This is a genomic window from Chryseosolibacter histidinae (assembly GCF_018598225.1).
Lineage (GTDB): Bacteria > Bacteroidota > Bacteroidia > Cytophagales > Cyclobacteriaceae > Chryseosolibacter > Chryseosolibacter histidini.
This window is the reverse complement of record NZ_JAHESF010000002.1, coordinates 164,051-186,288: the sequence shown is the minus strand read 5'-3', so window position 1 is coordinate 186,288 and position 22,238 is coordinate 164,051. Positions and strand designations below refer to the sequence as shown.

Below are 22,238 nucleotides of genomic sequence, written 5' to 3'. Positions count from 1 at the left end.
GATCACTTGACTGGTTGATGACTGAAATTGAAATAATTCTTCGCGTTGTGGTAGCAGACGTCTGAAACGATCTTGCTCAGCCACGACTCATCCCATGGCAGCTCGCCATTGGCTACGTCCTGGCCGATCACATTGCAGAGGATCCTCCTGAAGTATTCGTGGCGCGGGTAGGAGAGGAAGCTCCGCGAATCGGTGAGCATACCGATGAAACAGCTGAGCAGCCCGAGGTTCGAGAGGGCGTTGATCTGTTTCTCCATGCCGTCTTTCTGGTCGAGGAACCACCATGCCGAGCCGAACTGGATCTTGCCCTTGATGGATCCGTCGTTGAAGTTGCCGATCATGGTACCCATCACTTCGTTGTCGCCAGGGTTGAGGTTATACAGGATCGTTTTTGCGAGCTGGTCGCTGCTGTCGAGCTCGTTGAGGAAACGCGCGAGGGCAACGGCCTGAGAAAAATCGCCGATCGAATCAAAACCGGTGTCGGGCCCGAGCACCCGAAGCATACGCTCATTGGTATTGCGCAGCGCCCCGAGGTGAAACTGTTGGGTCCATCCCCTGGCGTGATACATTTTTCCAAGCGCCGTGAGCACAGCGTATTTGAAATGCTCACGTTCCGCCCGCGACAAAACTTCTCCCTGCAGCACTTTTTTGAACAGGTTGTCTGCGGAATACGCTTTTCCGTTTTCCGGGAAATACAATTGTTCAAGGCCGTGGTCGGAGAGTCTGCAGCCAAGGCTGTGAAAGAATTCTACCCTGTTCTTCAGCGCGTCCAGCAGCGTATCGAAGCTGGTGATCTTTACGCCAGACGCCGCCGATAATTTTTCAACATATGTTTTATAGGCAGCAGCATTTTCTACCGCATAGGCTTTGTCTGGTCTGAACGTTGGCAGAATGGCGATGTCGAATCTGTCTTTTTTAATTTGTTGGTGATACTCCAGCGTATCGGCGGGATCGTCTGTGGTGCAGATCGTTTCCACTTTCATTCTCTTCAGGAGGCTGCGTGTGGAGAACTCAGCCCTTTTCAGCTGGTCGGTGGCGCCGGCATAGATCTCTTTTCCCGTTTGGGGAGTCAGCAGCTTTTCGATGCCGAAATATCTTTTGAGCTCCAGGTGCGTCCAGTGATAGAGCGGGTTGCGCATGGTGTAAGGCACCGCATAGGCCCATTGCTCGAACTTTTCAGTATCGGAACCGTTGCCCGTAATATACTTTTCGTTAACGCCCAGTGTGCGCATAGCCCGCCATTTGTAATGGTCGCCTTCGAGCCAGATGCGGGTTAGGTTGTCGAACTGCCTGTTAATGGCAATGTCGTGAGGAGAAAGATGACAATGATAATCGATGATGGGAAGGTGTTCGGCATACTGGTGATACAGGCGTTTGGCGTATTCGCTCTGCAGCAGAAAATCTTCAGTGAGAAAAGAGGTCATGTTGGCGCTGTCGTTTTTTTATGATTCGTTGGGTTTTCGGAGTGATGAGGCGCGGACGATGAGTTCGGGCTTGAGCACGATCTTTTGCGGAATGAATTTTTCATTCTCGGAGGTGACCTCTTCCAGGAAGATCTGCGCCGCGGCATTGCCCATGCGCATGCTGTGCTGATCTACGGTAGAGAGTGCAGGGTCAGTGAACGATGTGAAGGGCTCGTTACTGAAGGCCACCAAAGCTACCTGTTCTGGTACGCTGATCTTTTTTTCTTTCAGCACCTGGAGTGCCCCCATGGCGCCATAAGCACTGGCGGAGAAAACGGCATCGGGTATCACCTTCAGTTTCAAAAGCTGCTCCATGCTGTTGCGGCCATCGTCAAGCTGCAGGTTGCTTTCAACCACCAGCTCTTCGCTGAAGGGCAGTCCGTAGTTCAGCAACGCTTCCCGGTATCCCCTCAGTCGTTCTTTGTAGATGGAGATCTTGCGGGCGTTGGTGAAGTGGGCGATGCGCCGGCAGCCCTGCTGGATGAGGTGCTCCGTGGCTTTGTATCCGCCAAGGTAGTCGTCGATCACCACGTGGCTCACTTCCAGCTCGTCGTTGGAGCGATCGAACAGGATCAGGGGGATGCCACGTTCTTTCACCTTGCGGAAATGATCGAAGTTCAGGGTCTCCTTGCCGTGTGAGGCGATGATGCCATCCACGCGTGCATTCAGCAGCGCCTCTACAGTAGCTACTTCCTTCTCGTAGTTATCGTAGGTCTGGCAGATCATCACGTGGTAGCGCGACTGGTTGGCGATCTCTTCAATGCCCCGCACCACTGACGAGAAGAAGCTCCGGTCAGCGGTGGGCACAATGATGCCGATGATGTTGCTGCGCCCCACGCGAAGGGCGGCTGCAATGTGGTTCGGCTGGTAGTTCAGCTTCTGCGCTACTTTGAGAACAGCCTTTTTTGTTTCCATGCTGATGCGTGGATGATCTTTCAGCGCGCGTGATACCGTGGACGCTGTGATGTTCAGCTTCCTGGCAATGTCGTGGATCGTTGTTTTTTCTTTTTTCATCAGCCCTGGTTGTTTAAGTACTGACTACACCTCGTTCGAAGGTTTGCCAATGGTAGCCAGTATGCCACCATCGACATAAATGATCTGCCCGTTAACAAAATCGCTGGCACCGGAAGCCAGGAACACGATGGTGCCGGCCAGGTCATCGGGATTGCCCCAGCGGCCCGCGGGCGTCCTGTTAATAATGAACTCGTTGAAGGGATGGCCATCCACTCTGATCGGTGCGGTTTGGTCCGTGGCGAAATACCCTGGGCCGATACCGTTCACCTGAATGTTGTGCTTCGCCCATTCCGTTGCCATGTTCTTGGTGAGCATCTTCAGTCCTCCTTTCGCGGCAGCGTAGGCCGTTACTGTGTTGCGACCAAGCTCGCTCATCATCGAGCAGATGTTGATGATCTTTCCCGCTTTACGTTGTACCATGTGGCGGCCAACGTGTTTCGATACAATGAACGGCGCCACCAGGTCTACGTCTATCACTTCCCTGAAATCGGTCACGTCCATATCGAGGATCGGGATCCGTTTGATGATACCCGCATTGTTCACCAGGATGTCGATGGGGCCGATCTCTTTTTCTATTTTATCGACCGATGCTTTTACTTCTGCATCGTTGGTAACATTGAACAGAGCGCTGCTCACGTTCAGCCCTTCACGTTTGTATTCTGCAAGGGCGTTTTCCATACGGCCTTCGGAGTGGCCGTTGATGATCAGTTGTGCTCCAGCCTTGCCGAGACCTTTCGCCATGGCCATACCGAGACCGTGGGTGCCGCCGGTGATGAGCGCGCGTTTTCCTTTGAGGTTGAACAGGTCAGTCATCTACTTGAGGTCTCCGAGTTTAAGTCCGTCCATGTCGCTATAGTCAAGGTTCTCGCCTGCCATGCCCCAGATGAAGCAATAGTTGCTGGTGCCGGCGCCGCAGTGAATAGACCACGGAGGAGAGAGCACAGCCTGGTTGTTCTTCATCCAGATGTGGCGTGTCTCCTGCGGCTGACCGAGGAAGTGGCACACCATATGATTCTCCGGAACTTCGAAATAGAAGTATGCTTCCATACGACGGTCATGGGTATGGGGCGGCATGGTATTCCATACGCTGCCGGTCTTCAATTCTGTAAGGCCCATTTGCACCTGGCAGGTAGGGATCACGCTGTTGACGATCAGCTTGCGGATGGTTCTGTGGTTGGAAGACTCCAGTGCGCCCAGCTCTACCGTTTCTGCATCGGCATGGGTGACCACGCGTGTAGGGTAGGTGGTGTGGGCGGGGGCGCTGTTGAAATAGAACAATGCCTTTCCGTCTTTGGAAGGATGGAAGACTACTTTTTTGGTGTCTCTTCCAATGTAGAGGGCTTCTTTGTATTTTAACGAATAATCTTTGCCGTCGGCGGTGATGGTGCCGGCCGATCCGACATTGATGATGCCGATCTCACGGCGCTGAAGATAAAATTCTGCTTTCAGCTGGTCGATGGGTTCCAGTGTCACGGGTTTTGTCACCGGCTTTACGCCACCTACAATGAGGCGATCGTAGTGGGTGTAATGATGCGTGATGCTGTCATCTATAAAAAGATTGTCCAGCAGACACGACTCTCGCACACGGGCGGTGTCGTAATGTTTAAAATCGTCGGGATGTACTGCGTATCGCGTTGTAACCATAAATAATAAAGATGTGTAATCGGTTGCGCAATATAAGGGAAAAAATTAAATAGAAATGCAGCGCGCTGTGTCCTGCTCCATCCTGCCCGCCAAAAATATTTCCTCTTATTTATAATAGAGAATCAGCGCTTTTGTGAAATAAAAATCAGTTTGTGATTGACAAAGTGCGCCCAGCTCACTAAAATGCAATCGATTGCCCATTTTAGGCGAAAATGATCTTATTTCAACGTTCCTGATGCTTCCGGAATAATGACGTAAACAAGACGCGTATCGGCCTGAAATGTTCTTAAAAAATAACACACATGCTCAAATATTTTTTGTTGTTCCTGCTTGTTTCCGGTCATGCCGTGGCCCAGCAGCTTCCCGTGATCCAGGAAGTAAAATTCAAAAAGGATACGTTCAACATCGTGCGCTATGGTGGCAAGGCTGATGGCATCACGTTGAACACGATGTTCATCCAGCAGGCTATCGATGCATGTAACAAGAGCGGTGGAGGCACCGTGCTCATCCCCGCAGGCCTTTGGGTCACGGGTCCGCTGATGCTCAAAAGTAATGTGAACCTTCACGTTGCCACTGGCGCCGTGCTCCAGTTCAGCAACAACCCCGATGATTACCCGCTGGTGAAAACCAATTGGGAGGGACTGGATGCTATCCGCGCACATTCGCCTATCTATGCCGTTGATGCAGAGAATATCGCTATTACCGGAAAAGGACTGCTTGATGGTGCGGGTGAGGCCTGGAGGCCGGTGAAGAAAAATAAACTGACACCTCCGGAATGGAATGCCCTTGTTTCGTCAGGCGGATTCCTGAACGAAAGCAAAGATACGTGGTATCCCACCGCCCGGGCGTTGAAAGGATCGCTGGAGAAAAGGCCTGGTGTGATCGCGGAAGGTTATGATCTTCAGAAAGCGGAGACCATCAAAGAATTTTTACGTCCCAATATGGTGAACATCGTTCGCTGCAAGCGTGTGTTGTTCGAGGGCGTTACGTTTCAGAACTCACCTGCCTGGTGCCTGCATCCGCTGTTGACCCAGCACCTTACCTTAAGAGACATCACGGTGCGCAATCCCTGGAATGCACAGAATGGCGATGGTGTTGACATCGAGTCGTGCCGTTATGTTTTGGTGGAGAACAGCAGCTTCGATGTAGGTGACGATGGCATTTGTATCAAGTCGGGCCGTGATGAAGAAGGCAGGAAACGTGGTGTTCCCACCGAAGATGTGATCGTGCGCAACTGCACGGTGTTTCATGGCCACGGCGGTTTTGTGGTGGGCAGCGAGATGTCTGGCGGCGCCCGCAATCTTTTTGTATACGACTGCAATTTCCTGGGAACCGATATCGGAATCCGTTTCAAGACCACCCGCGGAAGAGGCGGTGTGGTGGAAAAAGTTTACATTCGTAATATCCGCATGAACAACATTGGCGGCGCTGCCATTCTCTTTGACATGTATTATATGGCGAAAGATCCGCTGACGATGTTTGCCGGCGCTGATGCACCCTCCATCGCTTTTGAGCCCGTGACCGATGCCACGCCGCAGTTCCGCGATATACATATTAAGAACGTGGCCTGCAAAGCAGCGGAGACGGCGATCTTCGTGCGCGGCCTTCCTGAAATGAATATCCAGGGGATTGAGATGGAAAACATCAGCATCCGCAGCAAAAAAGGTTTTGTGTGCATTGAAGGAGACAACATCACGCTGAAAAATGCCACGTTGCACTGCGACGAAAAAACGGTGGTGAACGTGCAGAACAGCAGGAACCTGGTGCTCGACAAGATCCGGTTCAACCCCAGCGATGTGTTCATCAACGTAACGGGGGAACGGTCGCAGAACATCAGGCTGCTGAACACTGATGTAAAGAATGCCGTGAAGGAATCGGTGCTGGGGGCGAATGTGCCGAAGGATGTGGTGCGGAAGTAGTAGACAGTAGACAAACCCGATAATCATCGGGACAGTTGACAACGGGAAGAGCCAGGTCTCACAAGTTTGTTCCAAATTCGAATGTAAATACTATTGAAAACAAATAATATATGAAGAACCTTCTGATCGCATGCCTCACCATTGGGCTGTGCACACTCGGCGCTGATATTTTCTCTCAGGACCTGAAGAAGGAATTTCCGCTTTCTTTCACGGTCACTGTTTCCAATCCGCTGAAGACGGAAAGAGAGAACGAGCTGGTGTTTGTGTCTGCGGAGAAGATCAGGGAGCTGGTGCCGGATTTTAACCCCAAAGCATTTGTGGTGCTGGACCAGGGGAAGGAGATCCCGAGTCAATATAATACGCGTGACTCACAACGCCCTGGTCTGGTGTTCGTACTGGAAAAGCTCAATGGCAGTGCTGCCCGTGTGCTGGCGGTCCGTTACCAGAAAAAAGGTGAGTCGCCCAGGAGCTATACCAAACGTACGCAGGCCGAGCTCTCGCACAAGACTGGTGGCGAGTGGGTAAAGCGCGAATACATCGGAGGTACTTTCAAAAATGTGGATTACCTGCGCGTGCCGCCTGAGCATAAAGACCATTCATGGTTCATCCGTTATGAAGGACCGGGCTGGGAGTCCGACAAGGTTGGTTATCGTTTTTATCTCGATCAGCGCAATGCTGCGGATGTGTTTGGCAAGAAGACCACCAACATGGTGCTGCAGCATGTGGGGCAGGATGGTTTCGACTCCTATCATAATATGCAGCCCTGGGGCATGGATGTGGCGAAGGTGGGTAAGTCGCTCGGCGTAGGCTCCATTGGTGCCTGGCAGAATGGATCGGTAACCCGTATAGAAAAGACCGATAGTGTTACCTGTCGCATTGAAGAGAACGGTGATGTATACTCTTCTATATTAACATCGTACTATGGCTGGAAGGTGGGCCGCAATAAATATGATGTGAAATCGCAGATCGCCATCCATGCCGGAACGAGGCTTACGTTTGAGACGATCGAGATCAATAAAGCATCAGACAGCCTGTGCACTGGTATTATTAAAGACAAGCTGGCGCAGCTCATCACCAGCAAGGGTGACGGCTCGCATCTCGGCTATATCGCCACCTACGGAAAACAAAGTCTTAACAACGACGAGCTGGGTCTTGCCGTGTTCTTCCGGCCGGCCGATGTTGTGAGCTTCGGTGAAGACGAGAACAGCCACGTTGTAACGCTGAAGACCTCCGGAAAACTTCAATATTATTTTCTCGCTGCCTGGGCAGGCGAACCTGGCGGCATCAAAACCGAAGCAGATTTCAAAAAATACCTCGACGCCGTATCGGCGAGCCTGGCCACACCATTGAAGGTGAGTGTTAGGAAGAATACCGGGAAATAATAGGCAGCAGGCAAAATCACGATAGCTGCGCTATTGTGACAGTAGGCAAAAGTGTTCCAAGGGTCAGTGCGGTCGTTTCAATTTGAATTGAAACAATGCCGCGTTGTCTATACCCGTCTATTGCCTACTGCCTTTTTGCCTACTGCCTACTCCCACCAAGGACAATGGATTGCACAAGCTGTTACACAGGCTGGAATCGTTCCCACATGGCCCTGCAATCGATCCCTTTCATAAAATTTTCTACAAGAATGTTGATAAAATGGTCATAAAAGCGCTATATTGTGCAATCGATTGCGCATTGTTTACGGCTTTTAAACTATGAAAGGACTGTTTATCACTATACCTGAAGCTGCATGGATAGCCCCGCCTGGTGTTGCCGGTCTCCCTATTAATCAATCAAACCCTATATCCTAATCAATCAATCTGTCCTATGACAAGAAGTTTACACTTTACGAGATGGCTGAAGGTAACTGCGCTTACCCTCATGCTGGCGGTGCAATTTGTGGCACATGCCCAGGTCCGCAACATCACGGGCATTGTGAAATCTGACGACGGATCACCGCTACCAGGTGCTTCCATCGTGGAGAAAGGAACCAGTAACGGAACCGTTACAGACACGGACGGCGTATACAAGCTTACCGTATCCAGTAGCGATGCCGTGATCGTCGTGTCCTTCATCGGTATGACACCCAAGGAAGTCACGGTAGGAAATCAGTCCTCCATCAACGTGCAGATGGAAGCAGACCTCACCACCCTGAACGAAGTGGTGGTAGTGGATTTCGGTTACGGCACGGTGAAGAAGTCAGACCTCACGGGTGCAGTGGCGTCACTCTCCGGCAAGGACATCGAGCGCCTGCCTATTTCAAGCACAGCCCAGGCGTTGACAGGCCGCTTACCCGGCGTGAACGTACTCACCACCGATGGCTCGCCCGATGCAGAGATCGTGATCCGTGTACGTGGTGGCGGATCCATCACACAAGACAACTCTCCATTATATGTGGTGGATGGATTTATTATGAACAGCATCCGGGACATTCCCCCCTCTGACATCGAGAGCATCAACGTGCTCAAGGATGCTTCTGCTACCGCGATCTATGGTGCACGCGCCGCCAATGGTGTAGTGGTGATCACCACCAAAAAACCTGTGGCGGGAAAGACCGTGATCTCCTACAGCGGATTTTTGCAGTCCAAGTCGCTTCCAAAAGACAGGAAATATGAAGTGCTCTCGCCCTATGAATATGTGATGGCCAATTACGAATATGCCAAGCTCAGGTCGCAAACGGATGTGGATAACTTTGAAAAGTACTTTGGCAAGTACGACGACCTCGAGCTCTATAAAAATAAGAAACCCACTGACTGGCAGGAGGAGCTCTTTGGCGATCCCAAAATGTCCCAGTACCATAACCTGAACATCAGCGGTGGCACCGACAAAACAAAGCTCATGCTGAGCCTCACCAACAACACTGATGAGGGTTTGATGCTGAACTCAGCTTATACACGGAATGTGATCAACTTCAAGTTCGATCATCAGCTGTCTAAACGATTGAAACTGGAGGCGGGTACCAGGATCACCAACACGGTGGTAGATGGAGCTGGTACATCGGGCAACGCTCAGGTGAACATCAAAGACGCGGTACAGACAAGACCTGTCAATGGTATTGCAGATGATTTGGATATAGACATCACGCAGATAGATACCGACGATGATTTCCAGTCTTTCCTGTTAAGCCTTGTCAACCCTACCAAGCTTGCCGAACAGGACTGGCGCAAGAGAACCACCAATGCCTACGTGCTGAACACAGCATTGAACTGGTCGATCATCGATAATCTCGATTTCAAAAGCATGTTCACAACCTCGCGTACGTTTGACGAGAACCTGCGGTATTACGGTCCGCTTACCAGTGAATCGTTCAACAACGGAAGCAGCCTGCCCATCGGTGAAAAAACAGATAACAATGATTTCTCTTACCGCTGGTTCAATACACTCTCGTATCGCCTGAAGAATCAGGGACGTCATGCATTGACCTTTTTGCTGGGACAGGAAATATCCTCAGAAGGGGGCAAGAGCAGTTTTATCCGGAACGAGAACTTCAGGGTAGACATTACACCGAAGGAGCTCTTTGCCAATATGCAGTTGTCGAATAAGAACACCGACATCCAGATCAGAACTACGGAAAAAATAAATACCAACAGGCAGTCGTTCTTCGGAAGGGCCGACTATCAGTTCAATGAGAAATACCTCGCTACAGCCACATTCCGTACGGATATCTCCAGTGCCTTTGCACAAGGGAATCGTACGGGTTACTTCCCGGCTTTGTCGTTGGGCTGGAAATTGTCGAGCGAGCCTTTCATGCAAGCCACAAAAGGTCTTGTTGACGATATTAAACTGCGCGTAAGTTACGGTACCACGGGTAACGACCGTGTTGATGCGGGTGCCACACAATTTCTCTTTTCTCCCGGCACAGACCGTGGTCCGGGATGGGGCAACGTTCCCAATGTGTATTACTCGCCCAGCAGCACTGTATTGTATAACCCTTTGATCAAATGGGAAACAACGATCGACAGGAATGCCGGCGTCGACTTCTCTCTTGTAAATGGAAGGATCAACGGTAGCCTCGATTTTTATTACAAGACCACCAAAGACCTGCTCTTGCAAACAGCGATCCCTCAGAACACTGGTTTTGCATTTCAGTGGGATAACATGGGAAGCACCTCCAACAGGGGTGTTGAGCTCGGCCTCAACGCTTATATCATAGAGAAGAATGACTTCACCGTGTCTGCCAACTTTAACATTGGTATGAACCGGGCGAGGATCGAAGAGCTCGATGGTTCAAAGGACAGGTTCTACCAATCAGGCTGGGCCAGCACAGACCTCAACAATATCAATGACTTTTATATCAGGGTAGGCGGACGGATCGGCGATATCTACGGTTATGAGACAGCAGGTTATTACACGGTGGATGATTTCGAAGGTTATGATCCGGCTACGAAGAAATACATCCTGAAAGAAGGCATTGCCAACGCAGGCACTACTGTAGGTAACCCGAACATACGCCCCGGTTTCCTGAAGCTGGTTGATCAGCCAACGGTTGATACGGACGGTGATGGTATCCCTGACAGCGGCGACGGCATCATAGACTCCAACGACAGAAAGGTGATCGGTAATACATTGCCCAAGTTCCAGGGTGGATTTGGCGTGAATGTTACCTGGAAAGGATTTGACCTCCAGGCGTTCTTCAACTATCAGTATGGTAACGATGTGTATAACACCGGCAAGATCCAGTACAACCAGTTCAGAAGAACAACGTACGGCAACCTGCTGAATACAATGAATTCCAGCAACCGTTTCACTTACATCGATGTGGATGGTTCTTACACCGGAACCCCCGGAGAAGTTGTTACCGACCTCGAGCAGCTTCGTGTCATGAACGAAGGCAAGACCATGTGGTCGCACAGCAGCCATGGCATTGCTGGTGCTGTGATCCACTCGTGGGCTGTGGAAGACGGATCATTCATCCGCCTCAACAATCTTTCCCTGGGTTATGCGGTGCCTTCGAACATTATCTCCAAGCTCGGTATGACAAGGCTGAGGTTGTATGCCACCGGTAACAACCTGCACCTCTGGACCAAGTATTCGGGCTATGACCCTGAGGTGAGCACTACCCGCAACGCCAACCGCGCCATCACACCGGGTGTTGATTACTCGTCATTCCCCCGGAGCCGTTCTTATACTGTCGGAATTGATATTACTTTTTAAGCCATTCATAATTCAAGCGATATGAAATTAAGAAACATATTCACGGTCATAGCAGCGCTTGCCACAGTCACGGCCTGCGACGATTTTCTTGACCCCAAGTCGTTATCGACGTTTGACACGAACTATGTGTTCTCCAACGTTGAGGACGCCCGGAAAACGGTAAGCGGTATCTATACACATTTCAGCCAGGATGCCTTCACGTCAAGGTTGTCTAATAACATGGCAGGCAACACCGATATCGAACATTCAGGCGGCTGGAATGGCAGCGGTGCACGTTACGAGATCTGGGACCTCAACGCCACTTCCGCCAATGCCGATCTCTCTATATTGTGGACGTTCGCATACAGGGCTATCCGCGATGCCAATATCTGCATCGAAGGCATCAAGGCAAGTTCAGCACTCAACTCCTCGAATGCGGCCACTTCACGTGAAATGTATCATTTGCTGGGCGAGGCATATACCCTTCGCGCGTACTGGTACAGCATGCTGATCTATTACTTCGGTGACGTGCCGTTTATCAAGGACGCGCCTAAGGCAGGCAATGATTTTAGTCTTCCCAAAGAAGACCGGAACGTTATTCTTTCTGCTGTCATTCAGGATATGATCGACATCGAAGAGAAAATGATGTGGGCTGACCAGGTAACCTATGGCATCGAGCAGGTGAACCGCGAATATACACTCGGCATGATCGCCCGCCTGGCGCTGCAACGCGGTGGCTATTACCTGAAGCCTGATATGACAATGGCTCGTGAAGGTGACTACCTGGACTATTATCAGATCGCGAGGACGTATACGGCAAAACTGATGAGCCTGAAGGACCGCGCGCTCACAGATTTCAAAACCGTGTTCATGAACCAGAACAAGTTCATTTCGCCCACAAACAGTGACATTCTTTTCGAAATACCTTTTTCACTGGGCAGGGGCGACGTGGGTTGGAATATCGGTATTACTGTGGTAGCCGGTAATCACAACTATGGTGGAGGCAACAACTACATGGCTATTCCTCCAACCTATTTTTATTCTTTCGATACACTGGATGTGCGCAGGGATGTTACCTGTGCCTTATACAGGGTTAATAAGGATTTCCAGGAGGAGTTTGTTGGCATGGGCGGCGCTGCCACTGATTATACCAACATCTCGCAGGGCAAGTGGAGCCGTTATTTCCTGGATACACCTCCCGGACCTTCCACCGCGAAAGGTACTGGCATCAACTGGCCGATGCTGCGTTATGCCGACGTGATCCTGATGTTTGCTGAAGCCGAGAATGAGATCAACGGACCTACTGGTGAAGCGCAAAGTGCATTGAAAAGAGTTCGCCAGCGTGCGTTCCCTTCTTCTGCATGGCCTGCGCAGGTAGATGCTTATGTTGCTTCGGTTTCGGGTGGTAAGGACGCCTTCTTCAAAGCCATTGTGAACGAACGCGCTTGGGAATTTGGCGGCGAGATGATCAGGAAATATGAGCTCATCCGCTGGGGTATCTATTCGGATAAGATGAACGAAACCGTGCAGGGACTGAAGGCCATGGCCGACAGGGCTTATGCGATCGATCAGGGCGCGGCGGTTACAACCTCCGATCGTCCGCACTACATTTTCTGGAAGCGTAACGCCAGTGGAAAGTTCACAGTGCTGAATGTCAATAAAGCCATACCAAACTCACAACATGCCGCGCTGGAGGCAGCAGGCTGGACAAAGACCTCGTTCCTGCTTTCTATGCATGACAATACGCTGACCTATAAAGAGTGGATCACCCGTGACTGGGCAAAGTACACCAATGGAACAGTGCGTTACATCTTTCCCATACCGGCAGCAGAGATCGCTACAGGTGTGTTGAGTAACGATGGTTATGGATTTGGCGGTTAATAGATAGTTATAAAGAAATTTTATCGAGATATGATAACCAGGAAATTTAAGATCTGCTCATCTATAGCGATAGCGGTCTCATGTATAATCTTGTTTTTTGCCTGTGACGACGAAAAAGTGTATCCCCAGACAAGGCTTTTCAGGCCGGTGCTGAACAAAGACCTTTCGGCAGATAAAAATACGATCATCGTTAACATGGCAAAAATGAAAGGTGTAGTGTCTTACACCATTGAAGTGAGTCGTGATACCTTCAAGACCATCGACTACACCATTGAGTCGGACCAGAATTACCTTGTGCTTAATTCTGAGCTGCTGAAAGGTGATCCCCTGTTCTGGAATATGCTTTATCAGGTCCGTGCCACAGCGCATGCTGAAGATCCTCAATATGACAGCAGGATATCTGACCTTGGTAGCGTCCGCACAGAAAGATTTCCTTCCGTTTTAAAGGAACCCGCCACCTATGACGTAACCGATGTAGCTGCGCGTGTAACCTGGACTGTGGAGGGAGAAGACATAACGACGATCAAAATATTTGCCGGAAACGACCTTAAGCTTACCACCCCGCTACGGGAAATCACAGTACCCGAAGCTGACAGAAAGAAAGGTGAGACATTTGCCGTGCAGGGACTTACTCCTTCCACTAAATATCAGGTTGCTATCTATGCGCAGGGAACACTGCGCGGATGGGTCGAGTACACTACCCTAACTGCAGATATAGATCCTGCCTCACCCGGTGTGGTAGACCTGCGCGCGGCAACGGATCCGCTGGCTGTGGCCAATGCCGTGACAGCTGCGGCGAGTGGAAGTACCATACTTGTGAAACGCGGGTCTGTTTTCTACATGCCTACTGTAGCCTTAAATAAGTCCATTACCATACGGGCGGCCCATGGCTTCGGAGCAAAAAGGGCGCGGCTCTTCAATAAGAACGGAAACTGGAATATTGCTGGCGGATCAACAATAGAATTCATTCGATTTATTGACCTGGAGCTACGCGGTGGAGACTTTGGTGGTACCTATGTTTTTAATCCCGCTGTAAACAATATCTCGGTCAGTGAATTGCTGTTTGAAAACTGTGTTATCAATACCATGCGTGGCGTGATGCGACTGAGAAATAACAACGTGGTTGTTGATAACTATAAGTTCATCAATTGCCAGCTCGACAGCATCGGCAGCTATGGCCTTCTTACGGCTGATCAGCCTGTTTCAGGATCACCGTCAACCACAGCGCGGGTAAATAATATTGTCCTGCAGAACAGCACCTTTAACAGGTTCCAGTTCTTTATTTCTTCCTACAACAATTCGCAATCCATTACCATCGAGAACTGTACATTCAGCAATATTATTACGAGTGAAAGTGGCAACTATATTTTCAGATACCGCGGCGGTGACGGAAATAATAACGTGATCAACGGGATAAGTATCAAAAATTCAGTCTTTGGCCCTGGATGGAATACGGGCAATACTGCAACCAACAATGTGAGGGGAAAAGAGGGCCTTCCGAGTACACCCATTCAGGTTGTTAATACCTATGTTACGAATGATTGGGATTTCGTTGCAACCTACGAGATCCCGGGATTACGTTCGACCGTCTATGGAGGGAACCAGAGTGCGCTGTGGGTAAGTCCGCTGTCGAATAATTTCTCTTTTAAAGACAACGGTTTTGCGGGAAGATTCAGCACCGGTGATCCGCGTTGGAGAACGAAACGTTAATACCCTTTATTGCATTTAAGGCGTGGCCTGCCTCCAGGCCCGCCTTTATAATTTTTGAACAATAATCTGCATCAATGAAAACCTGCCTTCTTTTTCTCTTCTCCCTTTTGGCGCTGGTGAATTGTGATAAACCCGACGCCGAGCCTGATGAGAACGGAAATGAAGAAAAACCCGTACAGGTTGCGGAAGACGCTTTTGCCTTTCCCGGTGCAGAGGGCTTCGGCCGCGACGCTACCGGTGGACGCGGAGGCAAGGTGATGTTTGTCACCAATCTCAACGACTCCGGAGAAGGAAGCCTGCGCGCTGCCATTCAGGCCTCAGGTGCGCGATTTGTGCTCTTCAAGGTGTCTGGAACCATCGCCCTGAAATCCACCCTCAACATCAGCCATGGCGATATCACTATTGCAGGACAAACTGCGCCGGGTGATGGGATCTGCCTGAAGAACTACCCGGTGAATATCAACGCCGACAACGTGATCATCCGCTTCATGCGTTTCCGAATGGGCGATGAGGCGCAGCAGGAAGGCGATGCCATCGGCGGACGATTCCACAAGAACATCATTATCGATCACTGCTCCATGAGCTGGTCAACCGATGAGTGTGTATCGTTTTATGCGAACGAGAACACAACCGTGCAATGGTGTATAGTTTCGGAAAGTTTAAGGAACTCCGTTCATGACAAAGGTGCGCACGGCTACGGCGGCATCTGGGGTGGAAAGAATGCCTCGTTCCATCATAACCTGCTGGCCCATCACGACAGTCGCAATCCAAGACTGGGTGAAGAAGCGGGAAAAGCTTTTGCGCTGACGGACCTTACTGACCTGAGGAATAACGTCATTTACAACTGGGGCAATAACAGCACTTATGGCGGCGAAGCGATGAACGTGAACATCGTGAACTGCTATTACAAACCCGGACCGGCTACTGTAAAAAGGGAAAGGATCGCATCCATTGACAAGAACAAGATCGCCGGCACCGAAGTGTATGATCTCTGGGGCAAGTTTTATGTCAACGGCAATTTTGTTGAAGGCAGTACACGCGCTACGCAAGACAACTGGACGTATGGTGTGCTCAACCAGTTTCACAGCAGCTATGGAACCATATCTGAGGCCGACAAAACGGCGCTCAAATTGAGCGAGCCACTTCCCACGAACAACAATGTCACTACCCATACCGCACAGGTTGCATATGAGAAGGTGCTTGCTTACGCGGGCGCCAGTCTGAAACGCGATGGCGTTGATGAACGCATTATTGACAACGTACGGAAGGGATCGTTTTCCTTCCCGGGGTCCAATGGCAGTACCAATGGTATCATCGATACGCAGGCGGATGTTGGGGGATGGCCTGAGCTGAAATCAACGGCAGCACCTGTGAGCACTTCCGGCGATGGCATTCCTGACGAATGGAAAACTGATAAAAAACTCGACCCTTCCAAAGCACAAGCCAACGGAAGGGACCTGAGCACGGCTTATGACAATGTAGAAGTGTATATTAACAGTCTCGTGGCCGATATTACCGGGTCACAGAATAAATAGACATTCATGAAGAATATTATAAAAATCTTTGCATTCCTTTTCTTGCTGACGGCAACCTCCTTCACGCTGCCTCCCAAAAAGATCACGGTCTACCTCATTGGCGATTCTACCATCGCAGACAAAACGCCTCAAACATTCCCGGAGACGGGATGGGGCACGCCATTCAAAACTTTTTTCGATTCCACCGTAGTGATAGAAAACCGCGCGAAGAACGGCAGAAGCACCAAGAGTTTTATTGTTGAAAACCTCTGGCAGCCCATTGCCGATGCCTTACAAGAGGGTGATTACGTCTTTATCCAGTTTGGGCACAATGATGAGGCTAAGGAAAAGGTAGGCCGTTACACCACACCCGAAGAATACAAGAAGAACCTGCACAGGTTCATTTCAGAAGCCCGTGGCAAAAAAGCAAACCCTGTATTACTGACACCTGTAACACGCAGGAAATTTGACAAAGACGGCAAGATCATGGAAACCCATGTCGAATACTCGAAGCTCGCACGTGAAGTGGCGAAGGAGACCGGTGTTCCATTGATCGACCTCGATGAAAAAAGCAGACAGCTTCTGCAACAGTTCGGTGAAGAAACGTCGAAGCTCCTGTTCCTGCAGCTTCAGCCGGGTGAGCACCCGAACTACCCGGATGGAAAGGAAGATAATACACACTTCAGTGAGCTCGGTGCCCGCAAGATAGCGCAGGTCGTATTATCAGAAATTGTGGCATTGCGTTTGGAGCTGAGTGACAGGATCGTGAAACCCAAGAAAAAAACACCATGAGAATTATACTGCTGATCATTTTTTGCTTTTCTGTGTACCTGGCAAAGTCGCAGGACAAAGCGCTCGCGTTTCCGGGAGCAGAAGGTTTCGGAAAATTCACCACGGGTGGCAGGGGAGGAAAGGTAATTGTTGTTACAAACCTGAACGACGACGGACCCGGAAGTCTGCGCAAAGCCATCCAGGTGAAAGAACCCCGCATCATCGTGTTCGCTGTTTCCGGCACCATCGAGCTGCAATCTCCCCTCAGCATCAACGAAGGCAACGTGACCATCGCGGGACAGTCAGCGCCGGGCTACGGTATTTGTCTCAAGAACTACACGCTCCGGATCAACACCGACAATGTGATCCTCAGGTTCCTGCGTTTCAGGATGGGCGACGAAAAGAAATACGAAGGCGATGCCATCAGTGGCAACAAAGGAAACAACGTCATCATAGATCATTGTTCCATGAGCTGGTCTACAGACGAATGCGCTTCCTTTTACCGGAACCGGAATTTTTCGTTGCAGTGGTGCATCATATCCGAAAGTCTAAACACTTCCGTGCACGTGAAGGGTGAACACGGCTACGGCGGCATCTGGGGAGGTATGAAAGCTTCCTTTCACCACAACCTCATCGCCAGCCACAACAGCAGGCTTCCACGCTTCAGCGGATCGTCCACTACACCCAACCCACCAGATGAGCTGGTGGATTTCCGCAACAATGTTATTTACAACTGGATGATCAACAATACTTACGGTGGCGAGAAAGGTCGATATAACATGGTGAACAATTATTACAAGCCGGGGCCGTCAACTAAAAAAACGAGAATGGATCAGATCGTTAATCCGTCGTCTCCCGTTGGTAAATTCTTCATCGCCGGCAATTACCTGTATGGCAACGAAAGTGTAACGGCTGATAACAAGACGGGTGTTAAAGCTGAACATCCCGATTCTGTTTTCGCAGACAAACCTTTTGAGGCGGAGGCCATCCGTGAGCAAAGCGCGGAGCAGGCATTCAAGCTCGTGCTGGCTGGTGCCGGTGCCAGCTTCAGAAGAGATGCTGTGGATGTGCGTGTGGTGGAAGAAGTGCGCACAGGAAAATCACTTTCGGGTAAGAACAAGAATGGCATCATCGATTCGCCGAAAGACGTCGGTGGATGGCCGCAGCTCGTTTCCCAGCCGGCTCCCGCAGATGCTGACCAGGATGGCATGCCCGATGCCTGGGAGAAAGATCAAAAGCTCGATCCTCAGAATCCTGCCGATGCAGCGCAGCGGACCATCGACAAAGGATACAGCAACATAGAGGTTTACCTGAATGGCCTTGTGAAGGGTATCATGAGCGCACTATAAAAAAGAGAGATGAAGAGAAGCCTTTTATTGATCGCTGTAGGACTGGTAATAAACGTTACCGCCATCTTTGCGCAGCAGGCAAAGGACGGTTACGTTTCAAAAGTGTGGGTGGCTGACCTCGGCAACGGCTCGTACAAAAATCCCGTGCTGCATGCCGACTACTCAGACCCTGACGCCTGTCGTGTGGGCGATGATTTTTATATGGTGGCCTCCAGCTTCGATGCTATTCCGGGACTTCCCGTGCTGCATTCTAAGGACCTTGTGAACTGGAAGATCATCGGTCATGCGTTGAGACGCCAGCCTCCGTTCGGGCATTTCGAAAAAACACAACACGGCAACGGTGTGTGGGCTCCTGCCATCCGTTATCACAACAGCGAATTCTATATTTATTATCCCGATCCTGATTTTGGCATCTACCTGACCAAAGCAAAGAATGCCGCCGGCCCCTGGAGCGAGCCGGTACTGGTGGAAGCCGGCAAAGGTCTTATCGATCCCTGCCCGTTGTGGGATGATGATGGCAGCGTTTACCTCGTCTATGCCTATGCGGGTAGCCGGGCCGGTATCAAAAGTATTCTCGCTGTGAAACGCCTCAGTGCAGACGGCGCGAAGACTCTTGACGAAGGCACCATTGTTTATGACGGGCACGAGGCCGACCCCACCATAGAAGGGCCGAAGTTCTACAAGCGAAATGGTTACTACTACATCTTTGCTCCGGCCGGCGGTGTAGCCACGGGATGGCAGACCATACTGCGATCAAAAAATATTTACGGCCCCTACGAACGAAAAGTGGTGATGGACCAGGGATCAACCCCCATCAACGGTCCGCACCAGGGAGCCTGGGTGGATACGCCTTCGGGTGAAGACTGGTTCCTGCATTTCCAGGATAAGGAAGCCTATGGACGGATCGTACACCTTCAGCCCATGAAGTGGGTGAACGACTGGCCGGTGATCGGTGCCGATAAAGATGGCGACGGAAAAGGCGAGCCAGTGCTGGTCTATAAAAAACCAAATGTGGGAAAAGGTATCCCGGTGCAGACCCCGGAAGAGTCCGATGAGTTTAACAGCAACAAGCTCGGGTTACAATGGCAATGGCAGGCTAACCCAAAGGCTACCTGGGCCATGGCGGGTAATAATGGCGCATTGCGACTCTATTCTTACAAGATGCCCGACAGCACCAGGAATTATTGGGATGTCCCGAATATCCTTATGCAGAAGTTTCCCGCAGAAGAGTTTATGATCACCACGAGGCTTTCTTTCACACCCAATGCCAAGCTGGAGAATGAACGCACGGGACTGATCATCATGGGGCAGAGTTACGCCAGCCTCTCGCTCAAAAGCCGCAAGGATGGTATCGACCTCATCTATGCTGTTTGTAGGGATGCCCCGCAAGGCAAACCTGAAATGGAAAAGCTGATCCAGTCACTGAAGTCGGGAACCATTTACCTGAGGTGCACCGTAAAGAAAAATGCCATGTGTATGTTCAGCTTCAGTGCAGACGGGGAGAAGTTCACCGAAGCGGGAGAAACATTCAAGGCTGAGCCGGGCAGATGGATCGGCGCCAAAGCGGGGATCTTCTGTATCCGGACAAGTCAGACCAATGACTCTGGCTTTGCGGATTTTGACTGGTTTCGCATCGAACCTATTAACGATAAACTATGAATGCTACGAAGAAATTAATCGCTTCAGCGCTGCTGTTATTGGCGGTTGTATGGCAGACCGTGGCGCAAACCCCTGCTGCAACGGTGACCACCAACGCACCCTGGTCTGTGCGCATGGCTGACTCGGATATCATCCGCAATCCCAAAGCGTGGATGATCGACTTTGTCAAGGATCCTAAATGGAATTACACACCCGGTCTGGTGTGCAGTGCCATGGAACGCCTCTGGAAAAAGACAGGCGACGAAAAATATTATCAATACATCAAGACCTTCGCCGATGAAATGATCAACGAAGATGGCACGATCAAAACCTACAAGCCCGAGGAATATAACATCGACAAAGTGAATTCGGGCAAGTTCCTGTTCGCGCTGTATGCACACACCGGTGACGAAAAATACGCCAGGGCCATCAAGCTCATGCGTGACCAGATGCGCACCCATCCGCGCACGTCCGAAGGCGGCTTCTGGCACAAGAAAATGTATCCGCACCAGATGTGGCTCGATGGTATCTACATGGGCTCGCCCTTCCTGGCACAGTACGCCAGGGTATTCAACGAGCCGGCGCTGTTCGATGACGTAGCCCAGCAGATCAGGCTGATCGAAAAACACACCTATGACGCAAAGCTGGGATTGTATTACCATGCCTGGGATGAAAGCAAGCAGCAGCAATGGGCCAGCAAGGAAACAGGAAAGTCGCCGCATGTGTGGGGCAGGGCCATGGGCTGGTATGCGATGGCCCTGGTTGATATCCTGGATTTTTTTCCGAAAGATCACCCCGCGCGTAAAGAGATCTTACAGAGTGTAGACCGGGTGGCGAAAGCCATTATCAGATACCAGGATAAGGAGTCGGGTTTGTGGTACCAGGTGGTGGACCAGGGTAAGCGTGAAGGCAACTACCTCGAAGGCTCCGCTTCTTCCATGTATACTTACTTTTTGCTGAAAGCGGTGAAAGAAGGATACATCGATAGAAAATATCTTGCGCAGGGAGAGAAAGCTTATAAGGGCATCATCGACCGGCTGATCAAAGTAGACAACAACGGAATGGTGAGCATCACACAGGTGTGCGCGGTGGCCGGTCTTGGCGGAGATCCTTACCGTGATGGTACCTATGAATATTACATCAACGAAAAAAAGCGCGACAACGATCCCAAGGCAGTAGGACCGTTCATTATGGCGTCGCTTCTCTTCGAAGCGCTGGGAAAGAACAAAGAGACTAAACAGTAGCCTGTGTGTTATGAAACTTCGCTGGTTGTTGTTACTGTTTTCTATTATCGCTGGATCAGGGTGCGAGGCACAATCTGAAGCGCCTGCGGTGACCTATACCGTGGCGCTGGACGGAAGTGGCGACTTCACTTCGCTGCAACAGGCCGTGAAAGCGTGCAAGGTATTCCCTGACAAACGCATCACCATCAGGATCAAACCCGGCACTTACCGTGAGAAGATAGAGGTCTTTTCGGCCAATACAAAGATCGCATGGATCGGGGAGAGCGCTGAGAACACCGTCATCAGCTTCGACGATTATTCCGGCAAAGGTGATATCAATACGTTTACTTCTTACACCGTGAAGATCATGGGTAACGATTTTTATGCAGAGAACATCACCTTCGAAAATTCCGCAGGTCCGGTAGGGCAGGCCGTTGCGCTGCATGTGGAGGCTGACCGCTGTGTATTCAGGAACTGTCGTTTTATCGGCAACCAGGACACTATTTACACAGGTGGAGAAAAAAGCCGGCAGTATTTTAAAGATTGTTATATCGAGGGCACTACAGATTTTATTTTCGGGGCAGCTACTGCCGTATTCGAGAACTGTCACATCCACAGCAAGAAAAATTCTTATGTGACCGCCGCTTCTACAACAGAAGGCAAGAAATTCGGTTATGTGTTTCTCGGCGGCAAGCTCACATCCACGCCTGAGGCAACAAAGGTGTATCTGGGCAGGCCGTGGCGCAATTTTGCCAAAACGGTTTACATCACCACGGAGCTTGGTACGCACATTCTGCCGGAAGGATGGCATAACTGGAACAAACCCGAGGCTGAGCAAACAACATTTTATGCCGAGTACAACTCAAAAGGTGCCGGCGCCAATCCTGAAAAAAGAGTTAAATGGTCGCACCAGCTTACGGCAAAGCAAGCGGCTGATTATACGGTGAAGAAGATCCTTGCTGGAGATGACAACTGGAACCCCGAAACGAAATAA

General features: G+C 50.5%; 15 protein-coding genes. 11 read left to right on the top strand and 4 right to left on the bottom strand.

Annotated features, from left to right (window positions below; translation table 11 throughout):
• Nucleotides 1–2 precede the first annotated feature (2 nt).
• Genes uxaC through kduI form a run of 4 tightly spaced genes read right to left on the bottom strand, consistent with a single transcriptional unit; the run spans nucleotide 3 to nucleotide 4,121 of the window.
• Complete coding sequence (gene uxaC, locus KK083_RS02395) at nucleotides 3–1,424, bottom strand: glucuronate isomerase (RefSeq protein WP_254160327.1); 1,422 nt, start codon at nucleotides 1,422–1,424, stop codon at nucleotides 3–5.
• Between the two features lie 18 nt (nucleotides 1,425–1,442).
• The gene (locus KK083_RS02390; RefSeq protein WP_254160325.1) at nucleotides 1,443–2,477 is read right to left on the bottom strand and encodes a LacI family DNA-binding transcriptional regulator; all 1,035 of its coding nucleotides are present in this window, start codon (nucleotides 2,475–2,477) and stop codon (nucleotides 1,443–1,445) included.
• Between the two features lie 24 nt (nucleotides 2,478–2,501).
• Complete coding sequence (locus KK083_RS02385; protein WP_254160322.1) at nucleotides 2,502–3,290, bottom strand: gluconate 5-dehydrogenase; 789 nt, start codon at nucleotides 3,288–3,290, stop codon at nucleotides 2,502–2,504.
• A complete protein-coding gene (gene kduI, locus KK083_RS02380; protein ID WP_254160320.1) occupies nucleotides 3,291–4,121 on the bottom strand; it encodes a 5-dehydro-4-deoxy-D-glucuronate isomerase in 831 nt (276 codons plus the stop codon).
• Nucleotides 4,122–4,423: 302 nt separating this feature from the next.
• Here kduI and KK083_RS02375 point away from each other — a divergent pair, with 302 nt between their 5' ends.
• The 11 genes from KK083_RS02375 to KK083_RS02325 all read left to right on the top strand — a co-directional run bounded on the left by KK083_RS02375 (nucleotide 4,424) and on the right by KK083_RS02325 (nucleotide 22,238).
• Nucleotides 4,424–6,040 (top strand): glycoside hydrolase family 28 protein, encoded by a 1,617-nt coding sequence (locus KK083_RS02375; protein WP_254160318.1) that lies wholly within the window; start codon nucleotides 4,424–4,426, stop codon nucleotides 6,038–6,040.
• 110 nt (nucleotides 6,041–6,150) lie between these two features.
• On the top strand, nucleotides 6,151–7,422 hold the full coding sequence (locus tag KK083_RS02370; RefSeq protein ID WP_254160316.1) for a DUF4861 domain-containing protein: 1,272 nt from the start codon (nucleotides 6,151–6,153) through the stop codon (nucleotides 7,420–7,422).
• Nucleotides 7,423–7,852: 430 nt separating this feature from the next.
• Nucleotides 7,853–11,179, top strand: a complete 3,327-nt coding sequence (locus tag KK083_RS02365; protein WP_254160314.1) for a SusC/RagA family TonB-linked outer membrane protein — start codon at nucleotides 7,853–7,855, stop codon at nucleotides 11,177–11,179.
• Between the two features lie 21 nt (nucleotides 11,180–11,200).
• Nucleotides 11,201–13,039, top strand: coding sequence for a RagB/SusD family nutrient uptake outer membrane protein (locus tag KK083_RS02360; protein ID WP_254160312.1), 1,839 nt, complete (start codon nucleotides 11,201–11,203; stop codon nucleotides 13,037–13,039).
• 90 nt (nucleotides 13,040–13,129) lie between these two features.
• Nucleotides 13,130–14,749 carry a DUF4957 domain-containing protein gene (locus KK083_RS02355; RefSeq protein WP_254160310.1) on the top strand — a complete coding sequence of 540 codons (1,620 nt, stop codon included), beginning with the start codon at nucleotides 13,130–13,132 and terminating at the stop codon, nucleotides 14,747–14,749.
• Nucleotides 14,750–14,823: 74 nt separating this feature from the next.
• Nucleotides 14,824–16,284 carry a pectate lyase family protein gene (locus tag KK083_RS02350; RefSeq protein ID WP_254160308.1) on the top strand — a complete coding sequence of 487 codons (1,461 nt, stop codon included), beginning with the start codon at nucleotides 14,824–14,826 and terminating at the stop codon, nucleotides 16,282–16,284.
• Between the two features lie 6 nt (nucleotides 16,285–16,290).
• Nucleotides 16,291–17,055: a rhamnogalacturonan acetylesterase gene (locus KK083_RS02345; RefSeq protein WP_254160306.1), complete on the top strand. Its 765-nt coding sequence runs from the start codon at nucleotides 16,291–16,293 to the stop codon at nucleotides 17,053–17,055.
• Nucleotides 17,052–18,383: a pectate lyase family protein gene (locus tag KK083_RS02340; protein ID WP_254160304.1), complete on the top strand. Its 1,332-nt coding sequence runs from the start codon at nucleotides 17,052–17,054 to the stop codon at nucleotides 18,381–18,383. Before KK083_RS02345 ends, KK083_RS02340 begins: the two co-directional genes overlap by 4 nt.
• Before the next feature lie 9 nt (nucleotides 18,384–18,392).
• Nucleotides 18,393–20,042, top strand: a complete 1,650-nt coding sequence (locus KK083_RS02335; RefSeq protein ID WP_254160302.1) for a glycoside hydrolase family 43 protein — start codon at nucleotides 18,393–18,395, stop codon at nucleotides 20,040–20,042.
• Nucleotides 20,039–21,265 carry a glycoside hydrolase family 88/105 protein gene (locus KK083_RS02330; RefSeq protein WP_254160300.1) on the top strand — a complete coding sequence of 409 codons (1,227 nt, stop codon included), beginning with the start codon at nucleotides 20,039–20,041 and terminating at the stop codon, nucleotides 21,263–21,265. Before KK083_RS02335 ends, KK083_RS02330 begins: the two co-directional genes overlap by 4 nt.
• A 10-nt stretch (nucleotides 21,266–21,275) precedes the next feature.
• Nucleotides 21,276–22,238: a pectinesterase family protein gene (locus KK083_RS02325; protein WP_254160298.1), complete on the top strand. Its 963-nt coding sequence runs from the start codon at nucleotides 21,276–21,278 to the stop codon at nucleotides 22,236–22,238.